Source organism: Erythrobacter westpacificensis, from assembly GCF_039542285.1.
In the GTDB taxonomy this organism is placed as follows: domain Bacteria; phylum Pseudomonadota; class Alphaproteobacteria; order Sphingomonadales; family Sphingomonadaceae; genus Alteraurantiacibacter; species Alteraurantiacibacter westpacificensis.
The window spans coordinates 38,410-63,717 of record NZ_BAABHV010000001.1 but is presented as its reverse complement, the minus strand read 5'-3'; the positions used below and the strand labels follow the sequence as shown (position 1 = coordinate 63,717).

30 protein-coding genes are annotated in these 25,308 nt (G+C 64.5%); 19 read left to right on the top strand and 11 right to left on the bottom strand.

The window, feature by feature from the left end:
* Positions 1-51 precede the first annotated feature (51 nt).
* The gene (locus tag ABFX23_RS00340) at positions 52-1,776 is read left to right on the top strand and encodes a gamma-glutamyltransferase family protein (RefSeq protein ID WP_346031156.1); all 1,725 of its coding nucleotides are present in this window, start codon (positions 52-54) and stop codon (positions 1,774-1,776) included.
* Here the strand turns inward: ABFX23_RS00340 and ABFX23_RS00335 are convergent.
* Positions 1,773-2,810 (bottom strand): quinone-dependent dihydroorotate dehydrogenase, encoded by a 1,038-nt coding sequence (locus ABFX23_RS00335; RefSeq protein WP_346031155.1) that lies wholly within the window; start codon positions 2,808-2,810, stop codon positions 1,773-1,775. The two genes, ABFX23_RS00340 and ABFX23_RS00335, sit on opposite strands and share 4 nt — an antisense overlap.
* Positions 2,811-3,260: 450 nt before the next feature.
* On the opposite strand from ABFX23_RS00335, the gene ABFX23_RS00330 reads away from it, so the two are divergent.
* From ABFX23_RS00330 to ABFX23_RS00280, 11 genes are all read left to right on the top strand, one after another.
* Positions 3,261-4,148, top strand: coding sequence for a helix-turn-helix transcriptional regulator (locus ABFX23_RS00330; RefSeq protein ID WP_346031154.1), 888 nt, complete (start codon positions 3,261-3,263; stop codon positions 4,146-4,148).
* A gap of 117 nt (positions 4,149-4,265) precedes the next feature.
* Positions 4,266-4,682: an SUF system Fe-S cluster assembly regulator gene (locus ABFX23_RS00325; RefSeq protein ID WP_346031153.1), complete on the top strand. Its 417-nt coding sequence runs from the start codon at positions 4,266-4,268 to the stop codon at positions 4,680-4,682.
* Positions 4,679-6,175 carry a Fe-S cluster assembly protein SufB gene (sufB, locus tag ABFX23_RS00320; RefSeq protein WP_346031152.1) on the top strand — a complete coding sequence of 499 codons (1,497 nt, stop codon included), beginning with the start codon at positions 4,679-4,681 and terminating at the stop codon, positions 6,173-6,175. Before ABFX23_RS00325 ends, sufB begins: the two co-directional genes overlap by 4 nt.
* Complete coding sequence (locus tag ABFX23_RS00315) at positions 6,172-6,639, top strand: hypothetical protein (protein WP_346031151.1); 468 nt, start codon at positions 6,172-6,174, stop codon at positions 6,637-6,639. The genes sufB and ABFX23_RS00315 overlap by 4 nt, the downstream gene beginning before the upstream one ends.
* The gene (locus ABFX23_RS00310; RefSeq protein WP_346031150.1) at positions 6,632-7,180 is read left to right on the top strand and encodes a DUF559 domain-containing protein; all 549 of its coding nucleotides are present in this window, start codon (positions 6,632-6,634) and stop codon (positions 7,178-7,180) included. The genes ABFX23_RS00315 and ABFX23_RS00310 overlap by 8 nt, the downstream gene beginning before the upstream one ends.
* A 3-nt stretch (positions 7,181-7,183) precedes the next feature.
* Complete coding sequence (locus ABFX23_RS00305) at positions 7,184-7,450, top strand: hypothetical protein (protein WP_346031149.1); 267 nt, start codon at positions 7,184-7,186, stop codon at positions 7,448-7,450.
* The gene (gene sufC, locus ABFX23_RS00300) at positions 7,437-8,183 is read left to right on the top strand and encodes a Fe-S cluster assembly ATPase SufC (protein WP_346031148.1); all 747 of its coding nucleotides are present in this window, start codon (positions 7,437-7,439) and stop codon (positions 8,181-8,183) included. Before ABFX23_RS00305 ends, sufC begins: the two co-directional genes overlap by 14 nt.
* On the top strand, positions 8,180-8,938 hold the full coding sequence (locus ABFX23_RS00295; protein WP_346031147.1) for a SufD family Fe-S cluster assembly protein: 759 nt from the start codon (positions 8,180-8,182) through the stop codon (positions 8,936-8,938). Before sufC ends, ABFX23_RS00295 begins: the two co-directional genes overlap by 4 nt.
* Positions 8,935-10,128 (top strand): aminotransferase class V-fold PLP-dependent enzyme, encoded by a 1,194-nt coding sequence (locus ABFX23_RS00290; RefSeq protein WP_346031146.1) that lies wholly within the window; start codon positions 8,935-8,937, stop codon positions 10,126-10,128. The genes ABFX23_RS00295 and ABFX23_RS00290 overlap by 4 nt, the downstream gene beginning before the upstream one ends.
* Positions 10,129-10,145: 17 nt before the next feature.
* Positions 10,146-10,649, top strand: coding sequence for an SUF system Fe-S cluster assembly protein (locus ABFX23_RS00285; protein ID WP_346031470.1), 504 nt, complete (start codon positions 10,146-10,148; stop codon positions 10,647-10,649).
* Positions 10,649-11,008: a HesB/IscA family protein gene (locus ABFX23_RS00280; protein ID WP_346031145.1), complete on the top strand. Its 360-nt coding sequence runs from the start codon at positions 10,649-10,651 to the stop codon at positions 11,006-11,008. Before ABFX23_RS00285 ends, ABFX23_RS00280 begins: the two co-directional genes overlap by 1 nt.
* A 31-nt stretch (positions 11,009-11,039) precedes the next feature.
* Here the strand turns inward: ABFX23_RS00280 and ABFX23_RS00275 are convergent, their stop codons facing one another.
* The 3 genes from ABFX23_RS00275 to ABFX23_RS00265 form a co-directional block, all read right to left on the bottom strand.
* The gene (locus ABFX23_RS00275) at positions 11,040-11,981 is read right to left on the bottom strand and encodes a hypothetical protein (protein WP_346031144.1); all 942 of its coding nucleotides are present in this window, start codon (positions 11,979-11,981) and stop codon (positions 11,040-11,042) included.
* Positions 11,982-12,059: 78 nt separating this feature from the next.
* Positions 12,060-12,494 (bottom strand): hypothetical protein, encoded by a 435-nt coding sequence (locus ABFX23_RS00270; protein ID WP_346031143.1) that lies wholly within the window; start codon positions 12,492-12,494, stop codon positions 12,060-12,062.
* 13 nt (positions 12,495-12,507) lie between these two features.
* On the bottom strand, positions 12,508-13,215 hold the full coding sequence (locus ABFX23_RS00265; RefSeq protein WP_346031142.1) for an EI24 domain-containing protein: 708 nt from the start codon (positions 13,213-13,215) through the stop codon (positions 12,508-12,510).
* Between the two features lie 92 nt (positions 13,216-13,307).
* Between ABFX23_RS00265 and ABFX23_RS00260 the strand changes: the two genes are divergently transcribed.
* The gene (locus ABFX23_RS00260) at positions 13,308-14,303 is read left to right on the top strand and encodes an adenosine kinase (protein ID WP_346031141.1); all 996 of its coding nucleotides are present in this window, start codon (positions 13,308-13,310) and stop codon (positions 14,301-14,303) included.
* A 285-nt stretch (positions 14,304-14,588) separates the two neighbouring features.
* A complete protein-coding gene (locus tag ABFX23_RS00255; RefSeq protein ID WP_346031140.1) occupies positions 14,589-15,227 on the top strand; it encodes a hypothetical protein in 639 nt (212 codons plus the stop codon).
* Positions 15,228-15,298: 71 nt separating this feature from the next.
* Here ABFX23_RS00255 and purD read toward each other — a convergent pair whose 3' ends face one another.
* Positions 15,299-16,582: a phosphoribosylamine--glycine ligase gene (gene purD / locus ABFX23_RS00250; RefSeq protein WP_346031139.1), complete on the bottom strand. Its 1,284-nt coding sequence runs from the start codon at positions 16,580-16,582 to the stop codon at positions 15,299-15,301.
* On the opposite strand from purD, the gene xseA reads away from it, so the two are divergent.
* From xseA to ABFX23_RS00230, 4 genes are all read left to right on the top strand, one after another.
* Positions 16,581-18,032, top strand: coding sequence for an exodeoxyribonuclease VII large subunit (gene xseA / locus ABFX23_RS00245; protein ID WP_346031138.1), 1,452 nt, complete (start codon positions 16,581-16,583; stop codon positions 18,030-18,032). The genes purD and xseA overlap by 2 nt on opposite strands.
* Positions 18,033-18,069: 37 nt before the next feature.
* Complete coding sequence (locus ABFX23_RS00240; RefSeq protein WP_346031137.1) at positions 18,070-18,273, top strand: DUF2093 domain-containing protein; 204 nt, start codon at positions 18,070-18,072, stop codon at positions 18,271-18,273.
* Entirely contained in the window at positions 18,270-19,184 is a 915-nt protein-coding gene (locus ABFX23_RS00235; protein ID WP_346031136.1) for a M23 family metallopeptidase, read from the top strand. The genes ABFX23_RS00240 and ABFX23_RS00235 overlap by 4 nt, the downstream gene beginning before the upstream one ends.
* Positions 19,185-19,299: 115 nt before the next feature.
* The gene (locus ABFX23_RS00230; RefSeq protein ID WP_346031135.1) at positions 19,300-20,169 is read left to right on the top strand and encodes an esterase-like activity of phytase family protein; all 870 of its coding nucleotides are present in this window, start codon (positions 19,300-19,302) and stop codon (positions 20,167-20,169) included.
* A 54-nt stretch (positions 20,170-20,223) separates the two neighbouring features.
* On the opposite strand, the gene rpmB is transcribed toward ABFX23_RS00230, so the two are convergent.
* Positions 20,224-20,520, bottom strand: coding sequence for a 50S ribosomal protein L28 (rpmB, locus tag ABFX23_RS00225; protein ID WP_120076190.1), 297 nt, complete (start codon positions 20,518-20,520; stop codon positions 20,224-20,226).
* A 109-nt stretch (positions 20,521-20,629) separates the two neighbouring features.
* On the opposite strand from rpmB, the gene ABFX23_RS00220 reads away from it, so the two are divergent.
* Positions 20,630-21,085 (top strand): nucleoside deaminase, encoded by a 456-nt coding sequence (locus tag ABFX23_RS00220; RefSeq protein ID WP_346031134.1) that lies wholly within the window; start codon positions 20,630-20,632, stop codon positions 21,083-21,085.
* A 47-nt stretch (positions 21,086-21,132) separates the two neighbouring features.
* Here ABFX23_RS00220 and ABFX23_RS00215 read toward each other — a convergent pair whose 3' ends face one another.
* From ABFX23_RS00215 to ABFX23_RS00195, 5 genes are all read right to left on the bottom strand, one after another.
* Positions 21,133-21,849: a ribonuclease T2 family protein gene (locus ABFX23_RS00215; RefSeq protein WP_346031133.1), complete on the bottom strand. Its 717-nt coding sequence runs from the start codon at positions 21,847-21,849 to the stop codon at positions 21,133-21,135.
* A complete protein-coding gene (locus ABFX23_RS00210; RefSeq protein ID WP_346031132.1) occupies positions 21,836-22,171 on the bottom strand; it encodes a hypothetical protein in 336 nt (111 codons plus the stop codon). Before ABFX23_RS00210 ends, ABFX23_RS00215 begins: the two co-directional genes overlap by 14 nt.
* A gap of 107 nt (positions 22,172-22,278) precedes the next feature.
* Positions 22,279-23,154, bottom strand: coding sequence for a carboxylating nicotinate-nucleotide diphosphorylase (nadC, locus tag ABFX23_RS00205; protein WP_346031131.1), 876 nt, complete (start codon positions 23,152-23,154; stop codon positions 22,279-22,281).
* Positions 23,155-23,250: 96 nt separating this feature from the next.
* Positions 23,251-24,045, bottom strand: a complete 795-nt coding sequence (locus tag ABFX23_RS00200) for a LytR/AlgR family response regulator transcription factor (RefSeq protein WP_346031130.1) — start codon at positions 24,043-24,045, stop codon at positions 23,251-23,253.
* Positions 24,042-25,277 carry a sensor histidine kinase gene (locus ABFX23_RS00195; protein ID WP_346031129.1) on the bottom strand — a complete coding sequence of 412 codons (1,236 nt, stop codon included), beginning with the start codon at positions 25,275-25,277 and terminating at the stop codon, positions 24,042-24,044. The genes ABFX23_RS00200 and ABFX23_RS00195 overlap by 4 nt, the downstream gene beginning before the upstream one ends.
* Positions 25,278-25,308: the final 31 nt, after the last annotated feature.

Below are 25,308 nucleotides of genomic sequence, written 5' to 3'. Positions count from 1 at the left end.
GGCAAGCCTGCTTCATTGCCAGCGCCGGGCTTGATGCCTAAGGCTTGCGCCATGGTCCTCACACGCATTTGCGCCGCTCTCGCCGCGCTGACTCTCGCCTCCTGTGCCCCTGTTCCTGCCACGGTCGAAACGCCGGCATCGGCTCCCGTCGCGCAGCAGGAGGTCGCCCCGTTCGTGATCGCGGCCAACCCGCTGGCGGCGCAGGCCGGCATGGATGTGCTGGAGCGCGGCGGCAGTGCGGCGGACGCGGCGCTGGCGGTGCAGGCGATGCTCTCGCTCGTGGAGCCGCAAAGTTCCGGCATGGGCGGCGGCGCGTTCCTCAATTACTACGATGCCTCGAGCGACAGCGTCATCATCTACGACGGACGCGAGACGGCTCCGGCACAGGCCAGCCGCACGATGTTCCTCGACGCCGACGGGGAGCCGCTGGGCTATCGCGAAGCCGTGGTCAGCGGACGGGCGACGGGCGTCCCCGGCGCGGTGGCGGCACTGGCAATGCTGCACGAGGAGCACGGCGCACTCCCTTGGGACGGGCTGTTCGACGCTGCTATCGCTACGGCAGAGCGGGGCTTCATCATCAGCCCGCGTCTCGGGCGGTTCCTCGGCATCGATTTCCCGCAACTGGCCCAGCCCGATGCTGCCGCCTACTTCGCGAGGCCCGATGGCACGCGCAAGGGCGCGGGGGACCGGCTGGAAAACCCAGAATATGCCGATTTCCTCAGGCGGCTGGCCGCCAACGGTATCTCCGCACTTTACGAGGGCAGCACCGCTGCCGAGATCGTCCAGCGCACGCGCGCCGCGCCGCGGGGCGGCACCATGACGATGGCGGACCTCGCCAATTACCGCCCGATCAGGCGAGAGCCCGTCTGCAATCCGTGGCGCGAATACCGTGTCTGCGCCCCGCCGCCACCGTCGAGCGGGGCCGCGATGCTCGAACTGCTCGCCCTGCTGGAGCGGACCGATATTGCCGAGCGTGGCCCGGACGACCCGCAGGCCTGGTATCTCTTCGCCGAAGCCAGCCGCCTGATGTACGCCGACCGCGATGCCTACTTCGGCGATGGCGATTTCGTCGACGTGCCTGTCGAGGGCCTGCTCGACACGGCTTACCTCGACGCGCGCGCATCGCTGATCGGCCCGGTGGCGGCCGAGAACGTGGAGCCGGGACGGCCAGCGGGTGCGGATCTGGCCATCGAAGACCTGACGCTGGAGCCTGCGGGCACCTCGCACTTCATCGTGCGAGACGCCCGCGGCAATGTCCTTTCGATCACCACCACGGTTGAATCCATTTTCGGCACTGGCCGAATGGTCGACGGTTTCTTCCTCAATAACCAGCTGACCGATTTTTCCTTCAACCCGCTCCAGCCCGACGGCGACGAGGCACCCAATGCCGTGGCACCCGGCAAGCGGCCCCGCTCTTCGATGGTACCGCTGATCCTGCTGGATGCCGATGGCCAGTTTGCCGGAGCGATCGGCTCTGCCGGGGGCAACTCCATTCCCGCCTATGTCGGCAAGACGCTTGTCGCGGCGGTCGACTGGGGGCTTTCCGTGCAGGAGGCACTCGCACAGCCCAACCTCGTCGCGCGCGGCAACCGCATCGGCGGCGAGGTGAGCCGATTCGATCCGGCGATCATCGCAGGCCTTGCCGAGCGGGGTATCGACCTGCAGCCCGGCCAGGGCGAGGACTCCGGCGTTCACGCGGTGCTGATCCGCGATGGCGAGGTCGACGGCGGTTACGATCCGCGGCGCGAAGGCGTGGTGCTCGTGGGAGAGCCCTAGGCCTCTTCGCTGCCCACCGCCTCGGCAATGCTGGCGAAGCCGTCGCGCTTCATCAGCTTCGTGAGACCCTTGGTGATTTGCCGGGCAATGCTTGGCCCGCGATAGGTCATTGCGCTGTAGAGCTGTACCAGGCTGGCGCCTGCACGGATGCGCTCCCATGCGTCTTCTGCCGTCGCGATGCCCCCCACGCCCACCAGCGGGATCGCCCCGCCCGAGGCCTTGCGGAAGGCGCGGACCATTTCCAGCGCCAGCGGCTTCAGCGGAGCGCCCGACAGGCCGCCGGTTTCGCCCCGGTGCTCGGATGCAAGTTCGGGCCGGGAGATCGTGGTGTTGGCAACGATCAGCGCACCCAGCGCCTTGTCCATCGCGATGCGGGTGATGGCGTCGACGTCTGCATTCTGCAGGTCGGGCGCGACCTTCAGGAACACCGGCGGGCCCTGTGCCCCGCGCGCTTCCAGCACGCCGTCGAGCAGTTCCACCAGCGCGCCTTCGTCCTGAAGGGCGCGCAGTCCCGGTGTGTTCGGGCTGGAGATATTCACGGCAAGATAGGCGGCGTAAGGCGCCATGATACGTGTCATCGCGGCATAGTCGGCGATGCGATCCGCGCTGTCCTTGTTGGCGCCGATGTTGATTCCCAGCACGCCGGGGCGGGTCCCGCGAGAGGCGACGCGCACGGCAGCGGCCTCGGCACCGCCATTGTTGAACCCCATGCGATTGATGACCGCGCGGTCCTCCTCCAGCCGGAACAGGCGGGGTTTCGGATTGCCCGGTTGCGGCAGCGGGGTGATGGAGCCGACCTCGACGAAGCCGAAGCCACGCCCCAGCAGCGCGTCTGCCACTTCGGCATCCTTGTCGAACCCGGCGGCCATGCCGACAGGGTTGGGGAAACGAATGCCTGCCACCTCTGTCTCAAGCGGGCCTCCCAAGGGCTCCGGCCTGCCGCGCGGCAAGGCCTTCAGTGCCTTTATGGCAAGGCCATGGGCACGTTCTGCATCGAGAGTGAAGAGGGCCGGGCGGATGAGCGAATAAAGCATGGATACGCCCTTGGCAGCAGCAGGCCGTCTTGCGCAACGCTTTCCAGCGCCAATCCATCCGGGTGAAGCGAACAGACTGCCCCTTAATTTCACGGGACGACACGCGGGCCATGCAAATGTCGTCTTCTTACAAGCGCCGAACGCAAGAAATGGCTAGGCAGCATCCGCGACCCGAAGGGCTCGATGCGTTTGTCGCAACGAGACCTCTACTCAAACAGGGCGGCCAACCTTCTGGTTCGGGCCGCCCTTTTTTTGTATTTCGGCAATTCGACAAGAAATTGAGACTCTGTTCTTGTGGCGATTGCCAGTGTTGCCGGAACCAGCTTCGTCGTCCGGCTGTTTTTCGCTCGGGCGATATATGCGCTATCCTGACCTTCCGTCCGTATCGAAAGGCTGGTGCGATGGCTGGATAACGGTCAGGATGAGTGGGCTGTTGATGGGGAAGCGGCAATGAAGAGGGAAAATCCTGGCATCGGGGAGCTGACCCCGCCCAGCCGTTTCGAGATCGACTATCTCGCGCCCGAAGGCGACGTGGCGCAATTCGTGACCACTTTCTATCACTTCCGCTGCGACGATTCGCTCATCCGCGATATCCAGCCCGCGGCCATTGGCCACCTCTCGCTGTTCCCGCGCGGAAAGGGGCGCATGAGTCTTCCGGACGGCGAATATGACTGGTCGCACGAGGTTAACTTGCTGACGCCGCTCGCGTGCGCCTTGCACATCGAAGTGGAAGGGCCGTTCCATGCCATCGGTGCGGCGCTCACACCACTTGGTTGGGCCGCGCTGACGGGCCTTCATGCGCAAGAGCATGCGAATCGGCTATATAATGCCGCTGACTGGCTTCCCCCGCAGATTGCCGAGCGCGGCAAGGAGCTGTGCCGGGGGTATCGCGACGGGGAGCTCACCGCAGAGGAGATGGTCGAGGATATCGCGGCCCTGATCCTCGCCCACGCGAAGCTGCCACGCTCGCCGCACCTCGAACTGATTGCCGAGGTCGGGCGCTGGCTTTCGCAGAGTCTGCTTCCCGATATCGAGGATCTCTACGCGGCCAGCAGTTTCTCCCGCCGACAGACACAGCGGCTGGTGCAGCAGTATTACGGCGTATCGCCCGTCGCCCTGCGCCGGAAATACCGCGCGCTGCGCGCTGCCGCTGCGTTCTCGAAACCCCAGTTGGCACCTGAGGAAGCGGCGATGATCGAGGATACCTTCTACGACCAGCCGCACATGATCCACGAAATCCGCGAGTTCGTGGGCCGCACCCCGGCGCGCCTTGCAGACAGCGATGCGCCGTACCTGCGCGAATTGATCGACGCGAAGAACCTGCGCGAATTGGGCTGAGCTCTCCGGGCATAATTGCTAACGACTCGCAACAGGCGGAAATGGGTTGATTCCGGCTGATTTACGCATAGGTGGCCAATTGGAACAAATTGGTCTGATTAAGCTATTGCGCCCAAAATGAGATTGTCGAATCTTGCAGATTACGCCGTCGTCACGATGAGCCAGGCCGCGCGCCATTGTGGCGGCGGGCGCACGTCTGCGGCGGAACTGGCCGAGGAAACCGGCCTGCCCGCGCCCACGGTGCAGAAAGTGGTCAGCAAGTTGACGGCAGCGGGCCTGTTGCGGTCGGCAAGGGGCGCGGGCGGCGGATTGCAGCTGGCCAGGCCGGCGGCGGCGATCAGCCTGGCCGATATCGTCGAGGCGGTGGAGGGGCCGATCGCGCTCACCTCCTGCGTCGACGAAGGGCGGCACGATTGCGCGCTCGAAGGCACCTGCGCGGTCCAGCCGCACTGGCCGATCGTGAACAATGCTTTGCGCGGCGCGCTGGCGGATATCTCGCTGGTGCAGCTGGCAAGAACGGAAGAAATGGCATGAACGAACAAGTCGACATCAAAGACCGCCCAGAAATGGACCGGGAAGCGCGCGAAGCCGCCGAGAAGGCTGCCGAGTACGAACACGGCTGGTCCTCCGACATCGAGACCGAGTTTGCGGAGAAGGGTCTCACCGAGGATACCGTCCGCTTCATCTCGGCCAAGAAGGGTGAGCCGGAATGGATGCTCGACTGGCGGCTGAAGGCTTTCCGCATCTGGCAGGAGATGGAGGAGCCGAACTGGGCCAAGCTCGGCTACCCCGAAATCGATTACCAGGATGCCTATTACTACGCCGCTCCGAAGAAGAAGGAGCAGCTCGAATCGCTCGACGAGCTCGATCCCGAGATCAAGTCCGTCTACGACAAGCTGGGCATCCCGATTGCGGAGCAGGAAGTGCTCGCCGGGGTGAAGGGCGCGCGCAAGGTGGCCGTCGATGCCGTGTTCGACTCGGTCAGCGTCGCCACCACCTTCCGCAAGGAACTGGAATCCGCGGGCGTCATCTTCCTCTCGATTTCCGAGGCGCTGAAGAAGCACCCGGACCTCGTGAAGAAGTGGCTCGGCAAGGTCGTGCCGCAGCGCGACAACTATTTCGCGTGTCTCAACGCTGCGGTCTTTTCTGATGGCACCTTCGTCTACGTTCCCGAGGGCGTGCGCTGCCCGATGGAGCTTTCCACCTATTTCCGCATCAATGCCGAGAATACCGGCCAGTTCGAACGCACGCTGATCGTTGCCGAAAAGGGCAGCTATGTCAGCTACCTTGAAGGCTGCACCGCGCCCATGCGCGACGAGAACCAGCTGCACGCCGCCGTGGTGGAGCTTGTCGCGATGGAAGATGCCGAGATCAAGTATTCCACCGTGCAGAACTGGTATCCCGGCAATTCCGAAGGCGTCGGCGGGATCTACAACTTCGTTACCAAGCGCGGCCTGTGCCAGGGCGATCGCTCCAAGATTTCGTGGACGCAGGTGGAAACCGGCTCTGCGGTGACGTGGAAGTATCCGTCTTGCGTGCTGAATGGCGAGAATTCCGTGGGTGAGTTCTACTCGGTGGCGGTTACAAATAACCACCAGCAGGCCGACACGGGAACCAAAATGGTTCACAACGGCAAGGGCTCGCGCTCCACGATCATTTCCAAGGGCATCAGCGCGGGCAAATCGAACAACACCTATCGCGGGCTCGTTCGCGTGGCGGCCAATGCCGACGGCGTGCGCAACCGCACCGAGTGCGACAGCCTGCTGCTGGGCGACCAGTGCGGCGCGCACACCGTGCCCTACATCGAGGTGAAGAATCCCAGTGCCCAGATCGAGCACGAGGCCACCACCAGCAAGATCAGCGACGACCAACTGTTCTACGCCATGCAGCGCGGCCTGGACGAGGAAGAGGCCGTGGCCCTGATCGTCAACGGTTTCGCCAAGGAAGTGCTGAAGGAACTGCCGATGGAATTCGCCGTCGAAGCGCAGAAGCTGCTGGCGATCTCGCTTGAGGGGAGCGTGGGGTGAGCCGCGCAGTCGATCAAGAATTTGACCAGTTCATTAGGAATCTCAAGGTTTCGCGGGAGATGACCGAGCGGCAAGAGCGGTTCTTTACGCAAGAATATGAGGCAGAAAAGCAACGTGCGAGTAGGGGCGCGGCGCTCAGGCGACTGAAAGATGTCAAAGAATTCTGGGGTCTGATGATGCTGCTTCTTCCACGCCCCGTTACGAGGCCGGTAATCGCGAAGGAATTCAGTTGGCTGTACGATATCGACTGGCACTTTGACTCCTTCGAGAGTGGGCTTCGAGAACACTCAAAGCGTGTTCCTGCGGCAGTGCTCGAAAAGCTCTTCGCCGGATCAGCGAAGGCTCGAGAACTATTTCATCAAGATTCAAGCGAGGCTGCCCAGGAACTTATGGCCGAGATTTGGAACACAAGTTGGACAAGAAAGGCTGACTTGCAGCGATTGTCGGAACTACTCAATGACTGACCGCAAGAAACTCCAGCTCCGCGACCCTTCGGAAACCACCGAAGCCCCTGCGCTTAAGAAGCGTGGGCGCGGTTGGGAAATTTCCGAGAAGCGGCTCGACGCGCTGCACGACCAGGCGCGCGACATGAAGCGCCATGCCTCCGAAGCGCACAAGGCGCTGGCCGAGCGATTCGCCAAGGCGGACCTTGGCAAGTATACTTTCAAGCGGTTCGCCGTGGTCGGCAGTGCGATTGTCGATTTCAATTGCCACAACCTCGGCATGGCCATCGTGATCGACGAGGAAGGCGACGACCCGGCATTGAATCGCCGCCGCGACAAGTCGCTGGACGCGGTCGGCGTGAAGGTGATGCACCTCAAGGCCACCGACATTCTCGAGAACATGGACGACGTGCTGAAGCGCATCACCGCCGGAATGCGCCAGCGCATCGCCGACAAGGGCGAAGCGCGCCGCCGCCACGAAGCCGAAAACCCCCGGCAGACCAAGCCGCGCTACGACCGCGCGGGCAACGGTCCGCCGCGCAGGGACCGGGGCGACAGGTGAGCCATGAGTGCGGCCATCGAGAAACTCGTAGCGCTGGCGCAGGGCCAGGGCATGACCGGAAAGCTGGTCCACTGGTCGAAAGCCGACGTGTGGACTTTCGAGGGCGAAATGCCCGCAGACATCATGCTGGCCGGCACGGCCGACCCGGCGCTGGACTATTTCTGGCAAGCGGCGAACGGGCCGCACCGGGCAGACAAGGGATTTATCGACGGCGCGGCCAAGGTCGCGATCTCGTTCGACAGACAGGAAAATGACGATGCTGAAAATTGAAAACCTCCACGCCGAGATTGACGGCAAGGAAATCTTGAAGGGCCTCTCGCTCGAAGTGGACGCGGGCGAAGTCCACGCCATCATGGGGCCGAACGGCGCTGGTAAGTCCACGCTCGCCTACGTGCTTGGCGGTCGTCCGGGCTACGAAGTCACGCAAGGCTCCGTTACGTTCGACGGCGAGGACCTGATGGACATGGAGCCGCACGAACGCGCGGCGGCAGGCATGTTCCTGGGCTTCCAATACCCGGTCGAGATTCCCGGCGTCTCCAACGTGCAATTCCTGCGCGAAGCTCTGAATTCGCAGCGCAAGGCGCGTGGGCAAGAACCGCTGACCGGCGGCGAATTCCTGAAGCTCGCCAAGGAAAAGGCCGGGCTGCTGAAGCTCGACATGGAAATGCTCAAGCGAAACGTGAACGTCGGCTTCTCCGGCGGTGAGAAGAAGCGCAACGAGATGGTGCAGATGGGCATCCTCGATCCTGCCTTCGCCGTCCTCGACGAGACCGATTCCGGCCTCGACATCGACGCGTTGAAAGTGGTGGGCGAAGGCATCAACGCCATCATGCGCAAGCCGGACAAGGCCGTGCTGCTGATCACCCACTACCAGCGCCTGCTCGACTACGTGCAGCCCGATTTCGTGCACATCCTTTCCGCCGGCCGCATCGTGAAGACGGGCGGAGCGGACCTCGCGAAGAAGCTGGAGGACGAGGGCTATGACGAGGTGATGGCGGCATGACGGATCTGCCGACAACCAGAGACGAAGCCTGGCGCTATTCCGATATCGCCGCAGTCGAGAAACTGGGCGCGGCGGCGCTCGATCAGTGGAAAGAGATCACTCTCGCCGCTGGCGAGACAAAGCGCCACTGCATGATCGTGGGCGGCGACGCGCCCGAACTGCACCGCATCCGCATCAAGGCGGGTGAAGGCGCGCGGGCAGAGTTGTTCGTCGTCATCGTGGGCAATGACTACGCCCGCGTCGAAGTGGAAACCGAGCTTGCCGAAGGTGCGCATTTCGAATTCGGCGGCGTCACCATTGGCGGCGGCGATGCCGTGCGTGAATTCGTGACCCGCACGACGCACGACCTGCCCGAAGCCACGTCCAACCAGGTCGTGCGCGCCGTCCATTGGGGCGAGGCGACGGGCAATTTCCTCGGCGCGATCAACGTGGGCCGGGGTGGCCAGCGGACCGACGCGGCACAGGATTTCAAGGCCTTGGTGCTGGAAAAGGGTGCCATCGCCAATGCCAAGCCGGAACTGGAAATCTTTGCCGACGATGTGAAATGCGCTCACGGCGCCGCCATCGGCCAGATGGACGAGATGGCGCGCTATTACATGGCCAGCCGCGGTATTTCGCCAGACCTCGCCAAGAAGCTGCTGGTGCGCGCTTTCATCGCCGATGCGCTTGCCGCGCTGGAAGATGAAGGCGAGGCCGAGCGTTTGCTGGAAGCGGCGCTCGATGTTCTGGACGATGCAGGAGACCGCATCGCATGAGCCTGATTGACGCTGCCACGAAGTCCCGCAAGACCGATTTCCCCGGCATGGTCACTGCCGATGGCCAGCCGTGGCACTACCTCGACTCCGCCGCGACGGCGCAGAAGCCGCAGGTGGTGATCGACGCGGTGTCGCGCGCGCTGGGTGCCGACTACGCAACGGTCCATCGCGGCGTCTATTCGCGCTCCGCCGAGATGACGCTGGGTTACGAGGCAGCGCGTCGCCGGGTTGCGGAATTCATTGGTGGGAAGGAGGACGAGATCGTCTTCACCCGCGGCGCGACCGAGGCGATCAACCTGCTCGCTTACAGTTACCCTGAAAAGGGTCGCGTGCTGCTGAGCGAGCTGGAGCACCACTCCAACATCGTGCCGTGGCAGTTAGCCGGGTGGCAGGTGGACGTGTGCCCGATCACGGACGACGGACGGATCGACCTCGATGCTGCCGAGGCCATGCTGACGCGCGAGCATACGATGGTTGCTTTCGCCCACGTTTCCAACGTGCTGGGCAGCGTAGTGGACGGAAAACGCGCCGCCGACCTTGCGCATGCCGTGGGCGCGAAGCTGCTGCTCGACGGCTGCCAGGCGGTGCCCCGCGTGCCGGTAGACGTGACCGCACTCGATTGCGACTTCTACGCCTTTTCCTCGCACAAGCTCTACGGCCCGACCGGGATCGGTGCGTTGTGGGGCCGGGCGGATCTGCTTGCCACCATGGCCCCCTGGCAGGGCGGCGGGGCGATGATCGACAAGGTGACTTTCGAAAAGACCACCTATGCCCCCGCGCCCCAGCGGTTCGAGGCGGGCACGCCTGCCATCGTCGAGGCAATCGGCTTTGCGGCCGCCTGCGAATACGTGGCGGAGCTCGGCCTCGAAGCGATCCATGCCCACGAAGCGGAACTCGTGCGCCAGACTCGTGAGGCCCTTCGCGGCATGAACGACGTGACGCTTTACGGGCCGGACGACAGCGCCGGGATCGTCAGTTTCATGATGGACGGGGTTCACCCGCACGATCTGGGCACCATATTGGATGAAGAGAACGTGGCCATTCGCGCAGGCCATCACTGCGCGCAGCCGCTGATGGAGAAGCTGGGCATTCCCGCCACCGCGCGTGCCAGCTTCGGGATCTACTCCGACGAGGAAGACGTCGCCGCGCTGATCCGCGGCATCGAACGCACCAAGAGGATTTTCGGCTGATGTCAAATCACGAAGACATGACCCAGAACGACGACAAGGATTTCGTGGCAGCGCCCTCGCCCACCGAGAACGTGGTCGAGAAGCCGCCGCGTGCCCGTGTGTCCGACGCGCCCTTGCCCGAAGAGGAAACTGCTGGCGAAAAGCTGGAGCGCAAGCGCGACTATCTGGAAGGCTTCTTGCAAAAGAAACCCGAGGGCGTGCCCGCGGGCGAGCCGGGCGGCGAACTGCACCAGTCGGTGATCGATGCGCTGAAGGACATCTACGATCCCGAAATCCCGGTGAACATCTATGACCTTGGCTTGATCTATAATGTCGAGGTCGCGGAAGATGCTGACGTGAAAGTCACCATGACGCTCACCACGCCGCACTGTCCTGTCGCCGAGACCATGCCCAACGAAATCGAGATGCGCGTGATGGGCCTTCCCGGCGTGCGCGATGCCGAGGTCGTGGTGAAGTGGGATCCGCCGTGGGACCCCTCCAAGATGAGCGACGAAGCCCGTCTTGAACTGGGGATGCTGTGATGACCGAAACCAAGACCCGCCCCGCCCCGAAAGCCGCCGTCGTGCTGACGCCCGCTGCCGAGCAGCGCGTGGCCGATCTGATGGCGAAAGCGCCCGAAGATGCGATCGGTGTGAAGCTTTCAACTCCGCGCCGCGGATGCTCGGGCCTCGCCTATTCGGTCGACTACGTGACCGAGGAACAGGCGTTCGACGAGAAGATCGAGACGCCCGGCGGCATTTTCTACATCGACGGTGCCAGCGTGCTCTACCTGGTAGGCAGCACGATGGACTGGGTGGAGGACGACTTCACCGCCGGTTTCGTGTTCGAGAACCCCAACGCCAAGGGTGCCTGCGGCTGCGGCGAAAGCTTCATGGTTTGAGGCTTTTCGCCGGCCAAGAAGTCCGTAAGGCTCAGGCCTCGCCGGTTTCCTCGGCGATGAATTCCAGCAAAGCCTGGTCGTATTCGTCCACTTCGCCGCTCCGGGCGATCTGGGCGTCGAGCCAGTCCTGTTCGTAACCCGTAACCTCGGCTTCAGCGGCCACCTGCTCTGCACGGTCGGGGGTGGCTTCCTTCTTGCCGAAAACCACGCCAAAGGCGTTGGGCGCCTGCTTTGCCATGCGGCCCATGAAGCGGCCCATATTCGCCTTGTTGTCGGCCACGAAGGCTTCCAGCTCCAGCATCCGCTCGCGGCTGATCTGGCCGCTGGTATGGGCAAAACCCATCAGGTAGTTGCCGACGCACTGCACGAACAACCGCTTGAATTCCGGAGCGTTGTCGTTGCCGGCCACAGCGTCCTTGATGCGGAACATGACTTCGGCTTCTCGGCGGCTGACCGCTGCGGGACGATCGCTGGCTTGGCCGAAGATCACGCGGCGCATGATGCGGCACTCAGCCTGGCTGACGTGGGTGTCGGACAGTTCGCCGCCGCAGCGGGTCGGGCCGGTGCCTTCCAGCACTTCGCGTTCCATGACGCCGAGCACATAGCTCTTCAGCGTTTCGGGCACGTTCTGCGCGCGCTCGATGATGGAGGTCAGCAGTTCAAGCTCGGTCATGGAGCAGACGGCACCGTCGGCTTCCACCTGTGCGATCAGCCATTCGGCTTCCTCGGCGCTGGCGAAACCGCGCGGATCGGTGCCGTTCAGCACATAGTTGCGGATCGCCTCCACGAAGAAGTCGGACCATTCGCGCGAGGGATCGTCGATGGCGTGCTGCGTGGCGAAGACCATTTCGGCTTCCTCGCGGCTCATCCGGCCATCGCCCCAGCCTTCGCGGCGCAGGGCCATCACTTCTTCCGAACTGATCGTGCGATCGGCAGCGGCGTTCCGGGCGATCTCGGCGAATTCAAAACTCATCGGGGCAAATCCTCCTGTGCGGTGAAGGTCATGCCGCAACAGGCTTAAATTCGCGTTACCGAGGCCCGAAGTGGCCCCTCAGCGCCGCCGTGAAAGCGCCTGGATGCAGGCGAGGCGGTCGACCGCTGCCCCGTCGCTGGAGCGTCGCGCTTCCACCCAGGTCGCCACCGGCTCCGCGCCGAGCGACAAGGGATAGAGGTAGAAGTCGAGCACGCAGGCTTCGCCCCGGAACTGCAGCTTGCGCATGTCGCCCTCCGGCGTGTCCAGTCGTGGCTGGCCGAAGCGCGAGACGAGCGTGGAGGCAGGCTCGCGGATAAGTCCCGCCAGCCCCGGCCCTTCCATGATTTCCGGCATCCGGAAGCCCGAAGTGGGCGGCGGTACAGACACGGGATCGGTCGGCGGAACCTGCCTCGGGTCGACCGTGATCGGCGGCGGAGCAGGTGCCTGTTGCCGAGGCGCGGAAACACAGGCGGAAAGGGTGGCGGCCAGCAGGAGAGCGGCACTCAGGCGCATAGGAGGCGACTTTCTACGGATTGGACCGATTGCGGGAATTGCGATGGACGAGGTGGGTTGCCGATGCCGCCCCCAGCACCGGCGCGAGGAAATTGGCAAACGGCACGGCCAGCATGGCCGCGATTACGCCGCCCAGCAGGAAACGCTGCATGCGGCTGACCGGCGCGCAGTCGCCAGCGGCGTGGCAATGGCGCAGCCAGACCATGTCCTGCAACTCGCGCCCCAGCAGCACGGCGTTCACCAGCAGGAACAGGGCGAAAGTGCCGGCGCCGGTGAATAGCAGGACCAGCGCGAACGGCAGCGCAACGAGGTTCGCCAGCAGGGCGCGCCCGGCGGCGGAGAGGGCGTTGCGCAACTGCTCTGCGAAAGGCAGGTCGCGCGCCATCTCGGCCTGCTGCGGATAGTGCCGGGCTTCCACCGCCTGCACCACCTCGTCGGCGTAGAACTGGATCACTGCCATGGCGACGATGCGCCAGGTGAGCCACAGGCCGATCACCGCCAGCAGCGCGGAAACGGCACCGCGCACCGCGCCCGCCCCTGCAAACAGGCCGTCCTCCAGCCCGCCCCAGGCCAGCAGCCAGTCGAGCGCGAACCAACCGCATGTGGCAACGACAAGGAACACGACGATCGTCACGCCCAGGCTCTTCAGCAGGATGCGCAGCACCGCGCCGTCCGCGATCTGGCGAAGGCCCAGTGCCAGGGAAGTTGCAAGTGAACCCATCAATCCTTGCGATTGCGCGCCCTATCGGCCAAGTCAACGCCGCGTGGCGCGCCCGCACCGGAAAACGCGCCGTAGATTGTTCAGGAGAATGCATGACTGCCCCCCGTTACGACGTAATTGCCATCGGTAACGCCATTGTCGACGTGATGGCCCCCGCTTCGGACGAACTGGTGGAGGAGCTGGGCATGACCAAGGGCGGCATGACGCTGGTTGATGCCGACCAGGCGAAGGAACTCTACGACGCGATGGGCCCGGCGAAGGAAATCTCGGGCGGTTCGGCGGCCAATACGCTGGCGGGCCTTTCCGGCATGGGCGCGCAGTGCGCTTTCGTGGGGCAGGTGGCGGACGACCAGCTGGGCAACGTCTTCGCGCACGACATTCGCGCCGTGGGCATCGACTTCGACGTGCCCGCCCGCGAGGGCGAACCGCCGACCGCGCGCTGCCTCATCTTCGTGACGCCCGACGGGCAGCGCACGATGAACACCTTCCTCGGCGCAACGCAGTTCCTGCCAGCGGGCGCGCTGAACGAGGAAGCCATCGGCGGTGCGGAGATTCTCTATCTCGAGGGCTACCTGTGGGATCCGGAAGAGCCGCGCAAGGCCATGCGCTCTGCCATCGCGACGGCAAAGCAGGCGGGCCGCAAGGTGGCCTTCACCCTGTCCGACGCTTTCGTGATCGAACGCTACGGCGATGATTTCCGCGCACTGATCGACGATGGCCTGATCGACATCCTCTTTGCCAACGAGGTGGAACTGGGCGCACTGACGGGCGAGAAGGATTTCGACGCGGGGATCGACGCGCTGAAGGACAAGGTGCCCACGCTAGTCGTGACCCGCAGCGAGAAGGGCGCGGTCTGCGCGACCGGCGGCGAGTTCTACAAGGTGGCAGCAGAGCCGATCGACAAGGTGGTGGACACCACCGGCGCGGGCGACCTGTTCGCTGCGGGCTTCCTGTTCGGCCACGTGCGCGGCGAGGAACCGAACCGCTGCCTGAAGCGCGGCGCCATCGCAGCGGCCGAGATCATCAGCCACTACGGCGCACGACCGGAAACGGACCTTGCGAAACTGATGGCCGAAAAGCTCGGCTGAGCGGGCGGCGGCGACTTTAGTTGATGAAACACATGCTAGGCGCGGGGTTTCGCCTGCTTCCATAGGCGTGCCTTTTTCGCGCGTTCGGAAGGACGCGGTCTGGAGGGGAGCGGACGGCGAGAAAGAGCGGACCCGGCTGTGTCAGGCCAGTCCGTTGTAGGAAAGGTGCGGCCTTTCTAGTCCGAGCCGATGGTGTTGAGGGCGGCGGCAAAAACGCTTTGGGTTACCAACGTTTACTAGTGCGACTACGCCTTGCGACAGAACGAGTGTGTGTTAGCATTTGCTATGAGAAACTTTGACTCAATGAGCAGGCCGTTTTGGGCACTGGCTATCGTTGCATTGGTCTTAGTGGGCGCAAGCCAGTGGGTGTCGAGGACAGGAACTTGGGAAAACGGTGCGACCGGGGATGATGGCGCAATCATGGCGCTTGGAATGCAGTCGCAGATAGATTTGATGCGCGAGGTCGCTTCTGACAACGGCTGGACAGTAGATTGCGAGGGAACCTCCGGCAGTATGACTGTCCTGCGAATGACGCCGGGCTTTCTGCCGTGGAAGTCATCCAATGACGCGGTCTGGAAAGAACTTTCGCCTGTCGCCACAGCACTTTCATCGGTGCCGAGAAGCGCTGAACCAGCGGGCTGCGATCTCTCGTCCAGTTTTTACGAAGGGAATTGGATCGAGGTCGACGAGAAGCAAATTATCGGTGTTGGCCCACGCAATGAAATGGAACCGATGATCGCCATTGCGGAATCGTGCGAAGCCAAAGGCGTGCGGCTCACGGATGGTCCACCAGCACGGCAAGATATCTACGCGGGAGACATTCCGAGCGATTGGGTTGGAGTGCAAATCGATCCGAGACTAAATCCTGCAACCGGTCCTTTCGAATGCCTCATGATTCTCACTAATCGCGAGTTTAATTCCTAGGATTTGGCAAGACAGGAATCTGGGTCGCTTCTTGGCAATTAACCCAACACCGTTGAAGGCGCCCTACCCCCTTACCCCTCGCGCGCGATCTCGCGCCAGCCGATATCGCTGCGGTAAAACCCGCTGGGGAAGTCCACCTTTTCCACCGCGGCATAGGCAGCGGCCTGTGCGGCGCGGGTATCTGCGCCGGTGGCGGTGACGTTCAGCACGCGCCCGCCGTTTGCCACCAGCGTCTCGCCATCCATTTTCGTGCCCGCGTGGAAGACCTTGGCGCCCTCCCCCTCGGCATCGTCCAGCACGATTGCCCCGCCCTTCTCCGGCGTGCCGGGATAGCCCTTCGCCGCCATCACCACGGTCATCGCGGTATCCTCGGCAAAGGTGGGTTCCGGCAGCGCGGCGAGCGTGCCGCTCGCGCAGGCAAGCGTGTATTCGGCAAGGTCGCTTTCCAGCCGCATCATCAGCACCTGGCATTCCGGATCGCCGAAGCGGCAGTTGTATTCCACCAGCTTCACGCCCTCGCCCGTCAGCATCAGGCCCGCATAGAGCACGCCGACATAGGGTGTGCCGTCCTTGCGCATCTGCCGCACGGTGGGGAAAACGATCCGCTCCAGCGTCTCGGCCACCAGTTCCTCCGTCAGAACGCGCGCCGGGCTGTAGGCGCCCATGCCGCCGGTGTTGGGGCCGGTGTCGCCCTCGCCCACGCGCTTGTGATCCTGCGCGGTGCCGAAGGGGATCACGGTCTCGCCGTCGGTCAGGGCGAAGAAGCTGGCTTCCTCGCCTTCCATGAATTCCTCGATCACCACTTCCGCGCCTGCGGACCCGAAAGCGCCGCCGAACATGTCCTCCAGCGCTTCGTGTGCGTGTTCCTCGCTCTCGGCGATCACCACGCCCTTGCCCGCCGCGAGGCCATCGGCCTTCAGCACGAAGGGCGGGGAGAAGGTGGAAAGCGCCTGCTTCGCCTGCTCCAGCGAGGTGCAGTGGACATAGCCCGCGGTGGGAATGTTCGCCCGGTCGCACAGCGCCTTGGTGAAGTTCTTGCTGCCTTCCAGCTGCGCGGCGGCTTTCGACGGGCCGAACACGGCGATGTCGGCGGCGCGCAGGGAATCGGCAAGGCCATCGACCAGCGGTGCCTCCGGTCCGATCACGACGAGACCGATCTTGTTTTCCGAGCAGAAGGCCGCGACCGCGCCGTGGTCCTTCTCGTCCAGCGTCACCAACTCTGCGCATTCGGCAATGCCGGGATTTCCGGGCGCGGCGAATAGCTTGCCGCCCTCTTTTGCGATCGCTGCGGATTGCGCCAGCTTCCAGCACAGGGCATGTTCACGGCCGCCTCCGCCCAGCACAAGGATATTCATGGCCGCCAACACTCCCTACGACGATACAGGTGACGACAGGCTCCTAGCGACCAGCGAGGCGGGGGACAATTCCGCACCGCTGACGATCACCGAGATTTCGCAGGCGCTGAAGCGCACGGTGGAGGATCGTTTCGGCTACGTGCGGCTGCGCGGTGAGCTATCGGGCGTGAAGCGGGCGGCCTCGGGCCATCTCTACCTCGCGCTGAAGGACGAGAAGGCGGTGCTCGACGGCGTGATGTGGCGCAGCGCCGTGCCGCGCCTGGCGTTCCAGCCCGAGGACGGGATCGAGGTGGTCGCGACCGGCAAGCTGACCACCTATCCGGGGCGCAGCAAGTACCAGATCGTGATCGAGCGGATGGAGATCGCGGGCGAAGGCGCGCTGCTGGCGCTGCTGGAAAAGACCAAGGCGCGGCTGGAGGCCGAGGGATTGTTCGACCCTGCCCGCAAGCGCGCCCTGCCCTTCGCCCCGCGCATAATCGGCGTCGTGACGTCGCCCACGGGCGCGGTGATCCGCGATATCCTGCACCGGCTGGAGGATCGCTTCCCCACCCGCGTTATCGTGTGGCCCGTGCTGGTGCAGGGCGACGGTGCGGCAAAGCAGGTCGCCAATGCGGTTCGCGGATTTGGCGCGCTTGAACCGGATGGGTCTGTTCCGAGGCCGGACCTGTTGATCGTGGCGCGCGGGGGCGGCTCCATCGAGGACCTGTGGAGTTTCAACGAGGAGATCGTCGTTCGCGCCGTGGCCGAATCGCCGATCCCCGTGATCAGCGCGGTGGGGCACGAAACCGACACGACCCTGTGCGACTATGCCGCAGACCGCCGCGCGCCCACGCCCACCGCCGCTGCCGAGATCGCCGTGCCGGTGCTGCGCGAACTGGAAGCGACGATAGACGACCTCGCCCTGCGCCAGCGCAAGTGCGCGCTGCGCCCGGTGCAGCTTGGCCGCGAACGCTTGGCCGCGCGGGCGGACCGGCTGCCCAGGCTGGAGCAATTGCTGCAACCCCATGCGCAGCGGCTGGACGAGTTTGGCGAACGCCTGCGCCGCGGGCTGGTGGACCGGGCGGCGAAGGGCCGCGAGAAGCTCGCCGACCTGCGCCTCTCGCCCGCGATCCTGCGCGGTGCCTTGCGCGATTCGCGCCAGCGGCTCGCTTCCGCGCGGCTCTCCCCTGCCCTTGTCACCCGTCCGATAGCTGAGCGCCGCGAACGCCTCGCGGCGCTGGAACGCTTGCGGCTCCAGCTCGACCCCAAGGCTCCGCTCAAGCGCGGCTATGCGCTGGTGAGCGCGGAGGGGCATCCGGTGGTGAAATCGCAGGCGGTGGCCGCCGCGCAGCCGCTGCTGACGCTGGAATTCGCCGACGGCTCGCTGCAGGTGGTGCCCGGCTCCGCGCCGAAGAAGACGCCCAAGCGCCCGAAGGAAGCGCCCGAGAGCGGTCAACCGAAACTGCTGTAAATTGCGCCGACAGGCTCCACGCACTACATAGGCAACCATGTTGATGTCATCATCCGATAAAGCCGCCACCCTGATGTACGGCCCCAACGGCTTTCGCGTCGTGAAACCCGGCCACTTCGTGGTCTGCGCGATGAGCGGCGTGCCCGTCCCGCTGGAGGAACTGCGCTACTGGAGCGTGGAGCGGCAGGAAGCCTATGCCAGCGCGGAATTTTCCACGCGCCGCGCGCTTGAGGACCTGTGATCAAGGCCCCGCGGTTTCCTTCCACCATTGCCTGCGCGCTGGCCCTCGCCGGTTGCGCATCGCAGCCCGCCCATGCCGGTGACGAGCCTACGCAGGCCGAGAATATTGTCAGTGCCAGCGCCCCTGCTGCCCCTGCGGCTGATCCCGCCGTGCAGGACGATTTCTCCTACGCCGGGGAACTGACGCAGGGCGGCTGGATCCGCGGGAAGGCCCCCAGCGGCGCGGTATCCGCCACGCTGGGCGAGACGCCGGTGAAGCTGGACGCCCAAGGCAGGTTCTTCGCCGCGTTCGACCGGGATGCCGGAACGTCGGAAATGCTGGTCGCCACCATGGCCGATGGCTCCATCGTGACCGAGGAACTGGCCGTCTCCCCGCGCGACTGGGAAATCGAGCGCGTCAACGTGGCGCGCCGTGCAGGCGGCTCGAGCGAGAGCTTCATGCGCCGCCGCCAGCCAGAACTCGACGCCATCTGGGATGCGCGCACCGCCGATTCGCCTGTCGACGGGTGGAAAGAGGATTTCATCTGGCCGCTGACCGGTCGCATCTCGGGCCGTTTCGGATCGCAGCGCATCTATCGCGGCGAACCGGGCAGCTACCATTCGGGTATCGATATCGCGACGGGCGGCAGCGGCAACCCCTTCGTGGCGCCAGCCAGCGGCGTGGTGACGCTCGCGGTGGAGGGCTTCAGCCTCGAGGGCAATCTCCTCATCATCGACCACGGAGCGGGCCTCAACAGTGCGTTCCTGCACCTGTCGGACATCGCCGTGGAGGAAGGCGACCGGGTGGAGCAGGGGCAGATGCTGGGCCGTATCGGTTCCTCCGGCCGAGCGACGGGGCCGCACCTGCACTGGAGCCTGAAATGGCATCTCACCCGCCTCGACCCCATCCTGTTCACCGGCCCCATGCCCTGATCGCGGCTGGCCGGGCGTGAAGAGAAGCCGCGTCGCAGCAGCCCTGCTACTTGTCCTGGGAACAGCGCCAGGCACGCTGGTCCGAACCTCGACGCCAATCGAAAACGCGGGCCCCTTGCTGGCCGAGCCCCTGACGATTCCGCAATCGGCGGAGCAAAGCGGCGTCGTGGTCGAGGCCTTGTGGGAGATCGAGGCGCGAGGCATCGGTTTCGGCGGCTTTTCGGCGTTGCTGTCCAGCGATGATGGGCTCCGCGCCTTCTCCGACCGGGGTTGGACGCTTGCCTTCGACGATCCTTCAAGGCCCCGACCGCAGTTTCGCCTGCACGAGATCGAAGTAGAGCCGGGATATGGCCTACGCTTCTTCGATATCGAATCGGCCGTCTCCGCGCCCCGCGGCGAATACTGGCTTGGCTTCGAAAACCATCACGGCCTGCAGCGCTTCACTGCGGCCGGTATCCCTGACGGGGTGCGTGACCTTGAAAAGGAGGTGAACTGGGCCGCGAACGCCGGCGCCGAAGGCATGTTGCGCATGCCCGATGGCCGTTTCGTGCTGTTTCCCGAATGGGCGGACGAGGGGCTGATCTTTTCCGGCGATCCCGTGGAAGGGGCGCGGTGGCAGACGTTCGAACTCGACTGGCCGGTGCGCGATCACGGCGTAACCGATGCAGCCCTGTTGCCCGACGGACGTGTGCTGGTCCTGCTGCGGGCAGTGGATATGACGCTCCCGCCGAAGTTTCGCACGGTGCTGGCTATCGGGGAGGGGGGCGCCATCGAGCCGGGAGCGCGATGGTCGCCCGAAGTGCTGGCGAACCTGGACGCCATCTTGCCGAGCGAGAATTACGAAGGAATGGCCGTTCAGGCGCGGCGCGGCGGACCATCGGCAATCTGGCTCATATCGGACGACAACTTTTCTGCCTTCCAGCGGACCTTGCTGGCAAGGATCAGCCTGCGTGACGCGCACGAAAAAGCGCGCGAGGAACCGTAACCCCGCGCGCTTTTGGGCGCGCTTTTCGCGATTTTCAGTGCTGGAAAGCGCCGATCAGGCGGCTTCGCTGGAAGCCATTGCCTTCTTCAGCTCGCGCTTCACTTTCAGCGCGTTGCCGGAAAGCTTGTCGTCGCGGGTCTTCAGCAGCCAGTTGTCGAGACCGCCGTTGTGCTCCACCGAGCGCAGGCCGTGGGTCGACACGCGGAACTTGAAGCTGCGATCCAGCTTCTCGCTGATCAGCGTGACGTTCTGCAGGTTCGGCAGGAAGACCTTCTTGGTCTTGTTGTTGGCGTGGCTGACATTGTGGCCGACCTGGCGGCCCTTGCCGGTAAGTTCGCAGATGCGCGACATGGCGAATTCTCTCGTTTACAACGGTTGTTCGAAACAGCTTTTAGGCTGGGAAAGGCGCGCGCATACAGGGGGGGTGGAGATTCGTCAAGCTTCGCGGTAGCCCTGCCGCATGGCGAAATGGTCCACTCCCGAACCGATGCGGCGCGCCCTGCAACTGGCGCACGAGGCGGCTGCGGCGGGCGAAGTGCCCGTCGGCGCGGTCGTGGTCAAGGAGGGCGTGGTGGTGGGCGAGGGCCACAACCTCACCCGCACCCATCACGATCCCACGGCCCACGCCGAGATGGTGGCGATTCGCGCGGCGGCGGAGAAGCTGGGCGACGAACGGCTGAGCGCCTGCGACCTCTACGTGACGCTGGAGCCGTGCCCGATGTGCGCGGGCGCGATCAGCCACGCGCGGATCGGGCGGCTCTACTACGGCGCGAGCGACCCCAAGGGCGGCGCGGTGGAACACGGGAGTAGGGTGTTCCAGCAGGTGCAGTGCCTGCACAGGCCGGAGGTCTACAGCGGGCTGGGCGAGGGCGAGGCGGCAGAATTGCTGCGGACGTTTTTTGGGGAGCGGCGTTAGATTCGTTGGAACGTCACCCCGGACTTGATCCGGGGTGACGCGAGAACCTAAAGCCCCCGCCAGATCCGCACCCGCTCGCCGTCCCCCGGCCCGAACCGCTGCCGGTCGCACGCGGTCGGCATGAAGTCCGCATCGTAGCACAGGCGCATTTCGCGCAGCCAGCCGCGTTCGTTGACGACGAGTCCTACGTCCTCGGCATCCCAGTAGGGATTAGCCTCGGCAAAGGTCGCGCGGATCGCCCCCGCCGTCAGGCCGTCGCGGCGGGAGAGGCGGTCGAAGTCGGGCCAGCGCAGGGAGTTCCACAGGATGCGGGTGACGCGCAGGTAGGTGTCCGGGTCGCGCGTCATGCAGGCGCCGTGCTTCTCCCACTGACGGGCGAGCAGCGACAGGTCCGGCGTCATGCACATGCTGGCGCGCACCTCAGCCGCACTCGGTTGGCGCGGCGCGGGGCACCATTGCGGCCAGCGGCCGGGTCCGCTTTCGGGCCACAGGCCGTGGACCACGAAGGCGAAACGCCCGGCCCGCCCGCCGCACTGGCGCGCGTGGCGCGGCTGCTCGTCGCGGAAGCGGCAGAATTCAGGGCTCCAGCTGAGTGCCAGCGTGTAGCCGGTGACGCGCGATTCGCGCACCGGGCCGTCGCGTTCGACCGGGGGGAGGGAGACGGGGCCGCTCGGCACGCGGCACTGGTAGGCTTGGGCGTGGGCGGTGGTCGCCATAAGGGTAAGCGCCAGTCCGGCGATGGCGCGAAAGCTATTCGAAAGCATCGGCTTCACGCCTTCCGCGCAGACTGAACCAGCGCTGAGCAGGCGGTATGAACAGAAGGCTGGCCCCAAGCAGCGAAGCGGCGATAAGGACGGGAGCCAGTGGATCGAGCACGCCGTAGACCCGCCAGCCGAACAACAGATCGGGAATTGTGGCAAGCGACAGGCCAACCATGACCCCGACGAGGATTCGCGCCAGTCGGCTAGCCCAGTACCAGATCAAGGCAACGGGAATACAGGCGATCGTCAGCTGGGCAAACGACCAGATGATGGCACTGTCTGGCGTCACCAGATGCGGTGGCAGCCAGTTCGCCAAGTCGATCATGACAAGATCGATTTCGCCAAGGTCGCGAACTAGTCTTGCAAACGCAGACGCGAGAAAAAGAGCGGCGAATAGACGAATGGGCCAGGGACGCGGGCCTTTGGCCAATGTCATTCTACAGTAAAGTCCAGTCCGATATCGGCAGCGGGCGCGCTTTGCGTCAGGCGGCCTACGGAGACGTAGTCCACGCCCGTCGCGGCCTTCGCCCTGATCGTGTCGAGATCGATGCCGCCGCTCGCCTCGGTCTTCGCGCGACCGGCAATCATGGCCACCGCTTCCCGCAGGATTTCGGGGCTCATGTTGTCGAGCAGGATATGGTCCGCCCCTGCGCTGAGTGCCGGTTCGATTTGGTCGAGCCGGTCGACTTCGCAGATGATGTTCGTGACGCCTGCATCGCGCGCGCGGCGCACCGCTTCGCCCACGTTTCCGGCAACGAGGATGTGGTTGTCCTTGATCATCGCTGCATCCCACAGGCCCATGCGGTGGTTGCTGCCGCCGCCCATGCGCACGGCGTATTTCTCGATGTGCCTGAGGCCGGGAATGGTCTTGCGGGTATCGAGCAGCGTGCAATCGGCGTTGCCTCCCCCATCTCTCATCGCATCGACATACTGGCGCACCAGCGTGGCGATGCCGGAGAGGTGCTGCACCGTGTTCAACGCGCTTCGCTCCGCTGTCAGCATGGCGCGCGCGTTACCGGACAGGCGCATCAGATCCGTGCCGGGTTGGACTTGCGCGCCTTCCTCCACCAGCAGGTCGATCGCCATGTCGGGATCGAGGTGTCGGAAGAAGGCAACGGCGATGGGCAGGCCCGCGACAGTGATCGCATCGCGGCTGTCCATCACGCCCTGGAAGCGTGCGTCCGCCGGGATGACGCTGGTGGCCGTCACGTCCACCCCGCCACCGGGCAGCCCTTCGCCAAGGTCTTCGGCGAGCGTTTCGCGGACGAATGCGTGAAGGTCGAAGCCTTCGATCTGGAAGTCGGTCATTAGCAGTCCCTGCATCGGTCGCGCAGCGACCGCAAGGGCGCAGCTTGCTGCGCGCCTGGCGAGGACGAACCCGCGGAGGCGGGTTCGCACTGCAAACTAATGCACGAACCGCGCTACCACATCCCTGTACGAGCGGCTGACTTTCACCTCGGCGCCGCTATCCAGCACGAGGAAGCATTCGCCGTTGGTGTGCGGCTTCACCTGTCGCACCTGGTCGAGATTGACGATGGTGGAGCGGTGGACGCGCTGGAAGTTCTTGGGGTCCAGCCGGCGTTCCAGGTCCTTCATCGTCTCGCGCAGGATCAGCGAGTTGTCGCCGGTGTAGATGCACATGTAGTCGCCGGCGGCCTCGATATGCTCGATGGTGTCGACATCGACGCGGAAGATCTGGCCGCGGTCCTTCACGTTGATCATCTTTTCGTAGCGGCCCGTGGCATCCTCGCCCTCGGAAATCGCCTCGAGGCTGTCGGGGCTGACTTCGGCCAGCACGTCCTTCAGCTTCTCCGCTTCCTCGGCGCTGCGCATTTCTGCCAGGCGCTGGCGTACGCGTTCCACGGTGTCGGCCAGCTTGTCCTCGTCCACCGGCTTCATCAGGTAGTTCACCGCGTTCGCCTCGAACGCGCGGATGGCGTGTTCCTGGTAGGCGGTGACGAAGACGAACAGCGGCGGATCGACGTCCATCACGCCTTTCACCACGGAAAACCCGTCGAACCCCGGCATCTGAATGTCGAGGAAGACGAGGTCGGGTTTCTGCGTCTTGATCGCGCGGATCGCTTCGCGCCCGTTGGCGCAGGTTTCGATCACCTCGATATCGGTGAAGGGTTCCAGGCGCAATTGCAGGCCCTGGATGGCCAGTTTTTCGTCATCGACGATGATTGTGCGGATGCTCATGCATTGGCTCCGGTTCGGGGGGCTGGGACGGTTTCACCGTCGCTTTCGTTAGGTTGTGCGTTCCCTGTTGCAGCCGGTGAGTGTGAAACACGCGAGGCGCGGGGAAGTTTCGCCCTGCCTTGCTGTTCCTGCTCTGCCTCCGCCGGTTCGAAGGGCAGTTCGATAATCACTGTAAAGCCGCCATCGGGCGGGGTTTCAATCTCGAAGCGACTGTTCTCGCCGTAAGCCTGGGCCAGCCTGTCGCGAATATTGGCAAGCCCCACGCCGGTGGACGAGGGCGTGTGCACCAGCGATTCGGCGTTGCGCTGTGCGCCCTGCAAGCCGGGGCCGGTGTCGGACACGATCATCCGCAGCATGTTGCCGATCACGTGGGCGGACAGGCTGATGCGCGCGCCTTCCTCCTGCGCGGAAACGCCGTACTTGATGGCGTTCTCGATCAGTGGCTGGAGCAGGAACGAGGGGATGCAGCCGCGCGCGGCGCGTTCGCCGATCTCGAAATCGGTGCGCAGCCGCTCCTCGAAACGCATTCGCTCGATATCGAGGTAGAGTTTCAGCGTCTCCACTTCCTGTGCCACCGTCACCTTTCCGCCCGGCGTGTTCACCAGCGTGTGCCGCAGGAAGCTGGACAGGCGGGTGAGCATGGCGTTGGCGGGCTTCGTCTCACCCAGCAGCACGAGGGTGGAGATGGAATTCAGCGTGTTGAACAGGAAGTGCGGGTTGAGCTGGTAACGCAGCATGGCCAGCTGCGCGCTGGTCGCCTGCGTTTCCAGCCGCTCGAGCCGGTCCGCCTGCTGTTCAACCTGCAGGAAGAAGTTGATGGCATAGTACAGCGCCGACCACGCGCCGAGCAGCGTCATGTCGATGTAGGCCACGCCCAGCATCAGCTGGAGAAAGCTCGATTCCGCGCCGCCCTGGTACACGTCGAGCGTCCAGGCGTTGATGAAAGCGGAAACGCCCACGGCCATCAGCAGCACCACGGCGGTGAAAGTCCAGGTGATCAACGGGCGGCGATTGATGAGGTTGGAATAGATCACGCTCAGGACGGTGCTGATGGAAAAGCCCGCGATGGCGGTGATTAGCACGGTGATGAGGAAGTCGAGCGGCCGTTCGTTGGCGATGGTGGTGGCGGAACGGAACACGAAAGCGCCGCCCCAACCCAGCAATTGCAGCCGCCAGAACGCCTTGTTCTTGTCGGCGAAGAAAGGCCGGGGGCTGATCGGCAGCATGTTCATGCCGCCCAATCTGGTATCGCCCGCGCCGCTT

Excerpts from the sequence above, each read along its gene's own strand:
- ABFX23_RS00340 (WP_346031156.1), top strand. The coding sequence starts at position 52 with ATGGTCCTCACACGCATTTGCGCCGCTCTCGCCGCGCTGACTCTCGCC.
- ABFX23_RS00335 (WP_346031155.1), bottom strand. The coding sequence starts at position 2,810 with ATGCTTTATTCGCTCATCCGCCCGGCCCTCTTCACTCTCGATGCAGAA.
- ABFX23_RS00330 (WP_346031154.1), top strand. The coding sequence starts at position 3,261 with ATGAAGAGGGAAAATCCTGGCATCGGGGAGCTGACCCCGCCCAGCCGT.
- ABFX23_RS00325 (WP_346031153.1), top strand. The coding sequence starts at position 4,266 with ATGAGATTGTCGAATCTTGCAGATTACGCCGTCGTCACGATGAGCCAG.
- sufB (WP_346031152.1), top strand. The coding sequence starts at position 4,679 with ATGAACGAACAAGTCGACATCAAAGACCGCCCAGAAATGGACCGGGAA.
- ABFX23_RS00310 (WP_346031150.1), top strand. The coding sequence starts at position 6,632 with ATGACTGACCGCAAGAAACTCCAGCTCCGCGACCCTTCGGAAACCACC.
- ABFX23_RS00305 (WP_346031149.1), top strand. The coding sequence starts at position 7,184 with ATGAGTGCGGCCATCGAGAAACTCGTAGCGCTGGCGCAGGGCCAGGGC.
- sufC (WP_346031148.1), top strand. The coding sequence starts at position 7,437 with ATGCTGAAAATTGAAAACCTCCACGCCGAGATTGACGGCAAGGAAATC.
- ABFX23_RS00295 (WP_346031147.1), top strand. The coding sequence starts at position 8,180 with ATGACGGATCTGCCGACAACCAGAGACGAAGCCTGGCGCTATTCCGAT.
- ABFX23_RS00290 (WP_346031146.1), top strand. The coding sequence starts at position 8,935 with ATGAGCCTGATTGACGCTGCCACGAAGTCCCGCAAGACCGATTTCCCC.
- ABFX23_RS00285 (WP_346031470.1), top strand. The coding sequence starts at position 10,146 with ATGACCCAGAACGACGACAAGGATTTCGTGGCAGCGCCCTCGCCCACC.
- ABFX23_RS00280 (WP_346031145.1), top strand. The coding sequence starts at position 10,649 with ATGACCGAAACCAAGACCCGCCCCGCCCCGAAAGCCGCCGTCGTGCTG.
- ABFX23_RS00275 (WP_346031144.1), bottom strand. The coding sequence starts at position 11,981 with ATGAGTTTTGAATTCGCCGAGATCGCCCGGAACGCCGCTGCCGATCGC.
- ABFX23_RS00270 (WP_346031143.1), bottom strand. The coding sequence starts at position 12,494 with ATGCGCCTGAGTGCCGCTCTCCTGCTGGCCGCCACCCTTTCCGCCTGT.
- ABFX23_RS00265 (WP_346031142.1), bottom strand. The coding sequence starts at position 13,215 with ATGGGTTCACTTGCAACTTCCCTGGCACTGGGCCTTCGCCAGATCGCG.
- ABFX23_RS00260 (WP_346031141.1), top strand. The coding sequence starts at position 13,308 with ATGACTGCCCCCCGTTACGACGTAATTGCCATCGGTAACGCCATTGTC.
- ABFX23_RS00255 (WP_346031140.1), top strand. The coding sequence starts at position 14,589 with ATGAGAAACTTTGACTCAATGAGCAGGCCGTTTTGGGCACTGGCTATC.
- xseA (WP_346031138.1), top strand. The coding sequence starts at position 16,581 with ATGGCCGCCAACACTCCCTACGACGATACAGGTGACGACAGGCTCCTA.
- purD (WP_346031139.1), bottom strand. The coding sequence starts at position 16,582 with ATGAATATCCTTGTGCTGGGCGGAGGCGGCCGTGAACATGCCCTGTGC.
- ABFX23_RS00240 (WP_346031137.1), top strand. The coding sequence starts at position 18,070 with ATGTTGATGTCATCATCCGATAAAGCCGCCACCCTGATGTACGGCCCC.
- rpmB (WP_120076190.1), bottom strand. The coding sequence starts at position 20,520 with ATGTCGCGCATCTGCGAACTTACCGGCAAGGGCCGCCAGGTCGGCCAC.
- ABFX23_RS00220 (WP_346031134.1), top strand. The coding sequence starts at position 20,630 with ATGGCGAAATGGTCCACTCCCGAACCGATGCGGCGCGCCCTGCAACTG.
- ABFX23_RS00215 (WP_346031133.1), bottom strand. The coding sequence starts at position 21,849 with ATGCTTTCGAATAGCTTTCGCGCCATCGCCGGACTGGCGCTTACCCTT.
- ABFX23_RS00210 (WP_346031132.1), bottom strand. The coding sequence starts at position 22,171 with ATGATCGACTTGGCGAACTGGCTGCCACCGCATCTGGTGACGCCAGAC.
- nadC (WP_346031131.1), bottom strand. The coding sequence starts at position 23,154 with ATGACCGACTTCCAGATCGAAGGCTTCGACCTTCACGCATTCGTCCGC.
- ABFX23_RS00200 (WP_346031130.1), bottom strand. The coding sequence starts at position 24,045 with ATGAGCATCCGCACAATCATCGTCGATGACGAAAAACTGGCCATCCAG.
- ABFX23_RS00195 (WP_346031129.1), bottom strand. The coding sequence starts at position 25,277 with ATGAACATGCTGCCGATCAGCCCCCGGCCTTTCTTCGCCGACAAGAAC.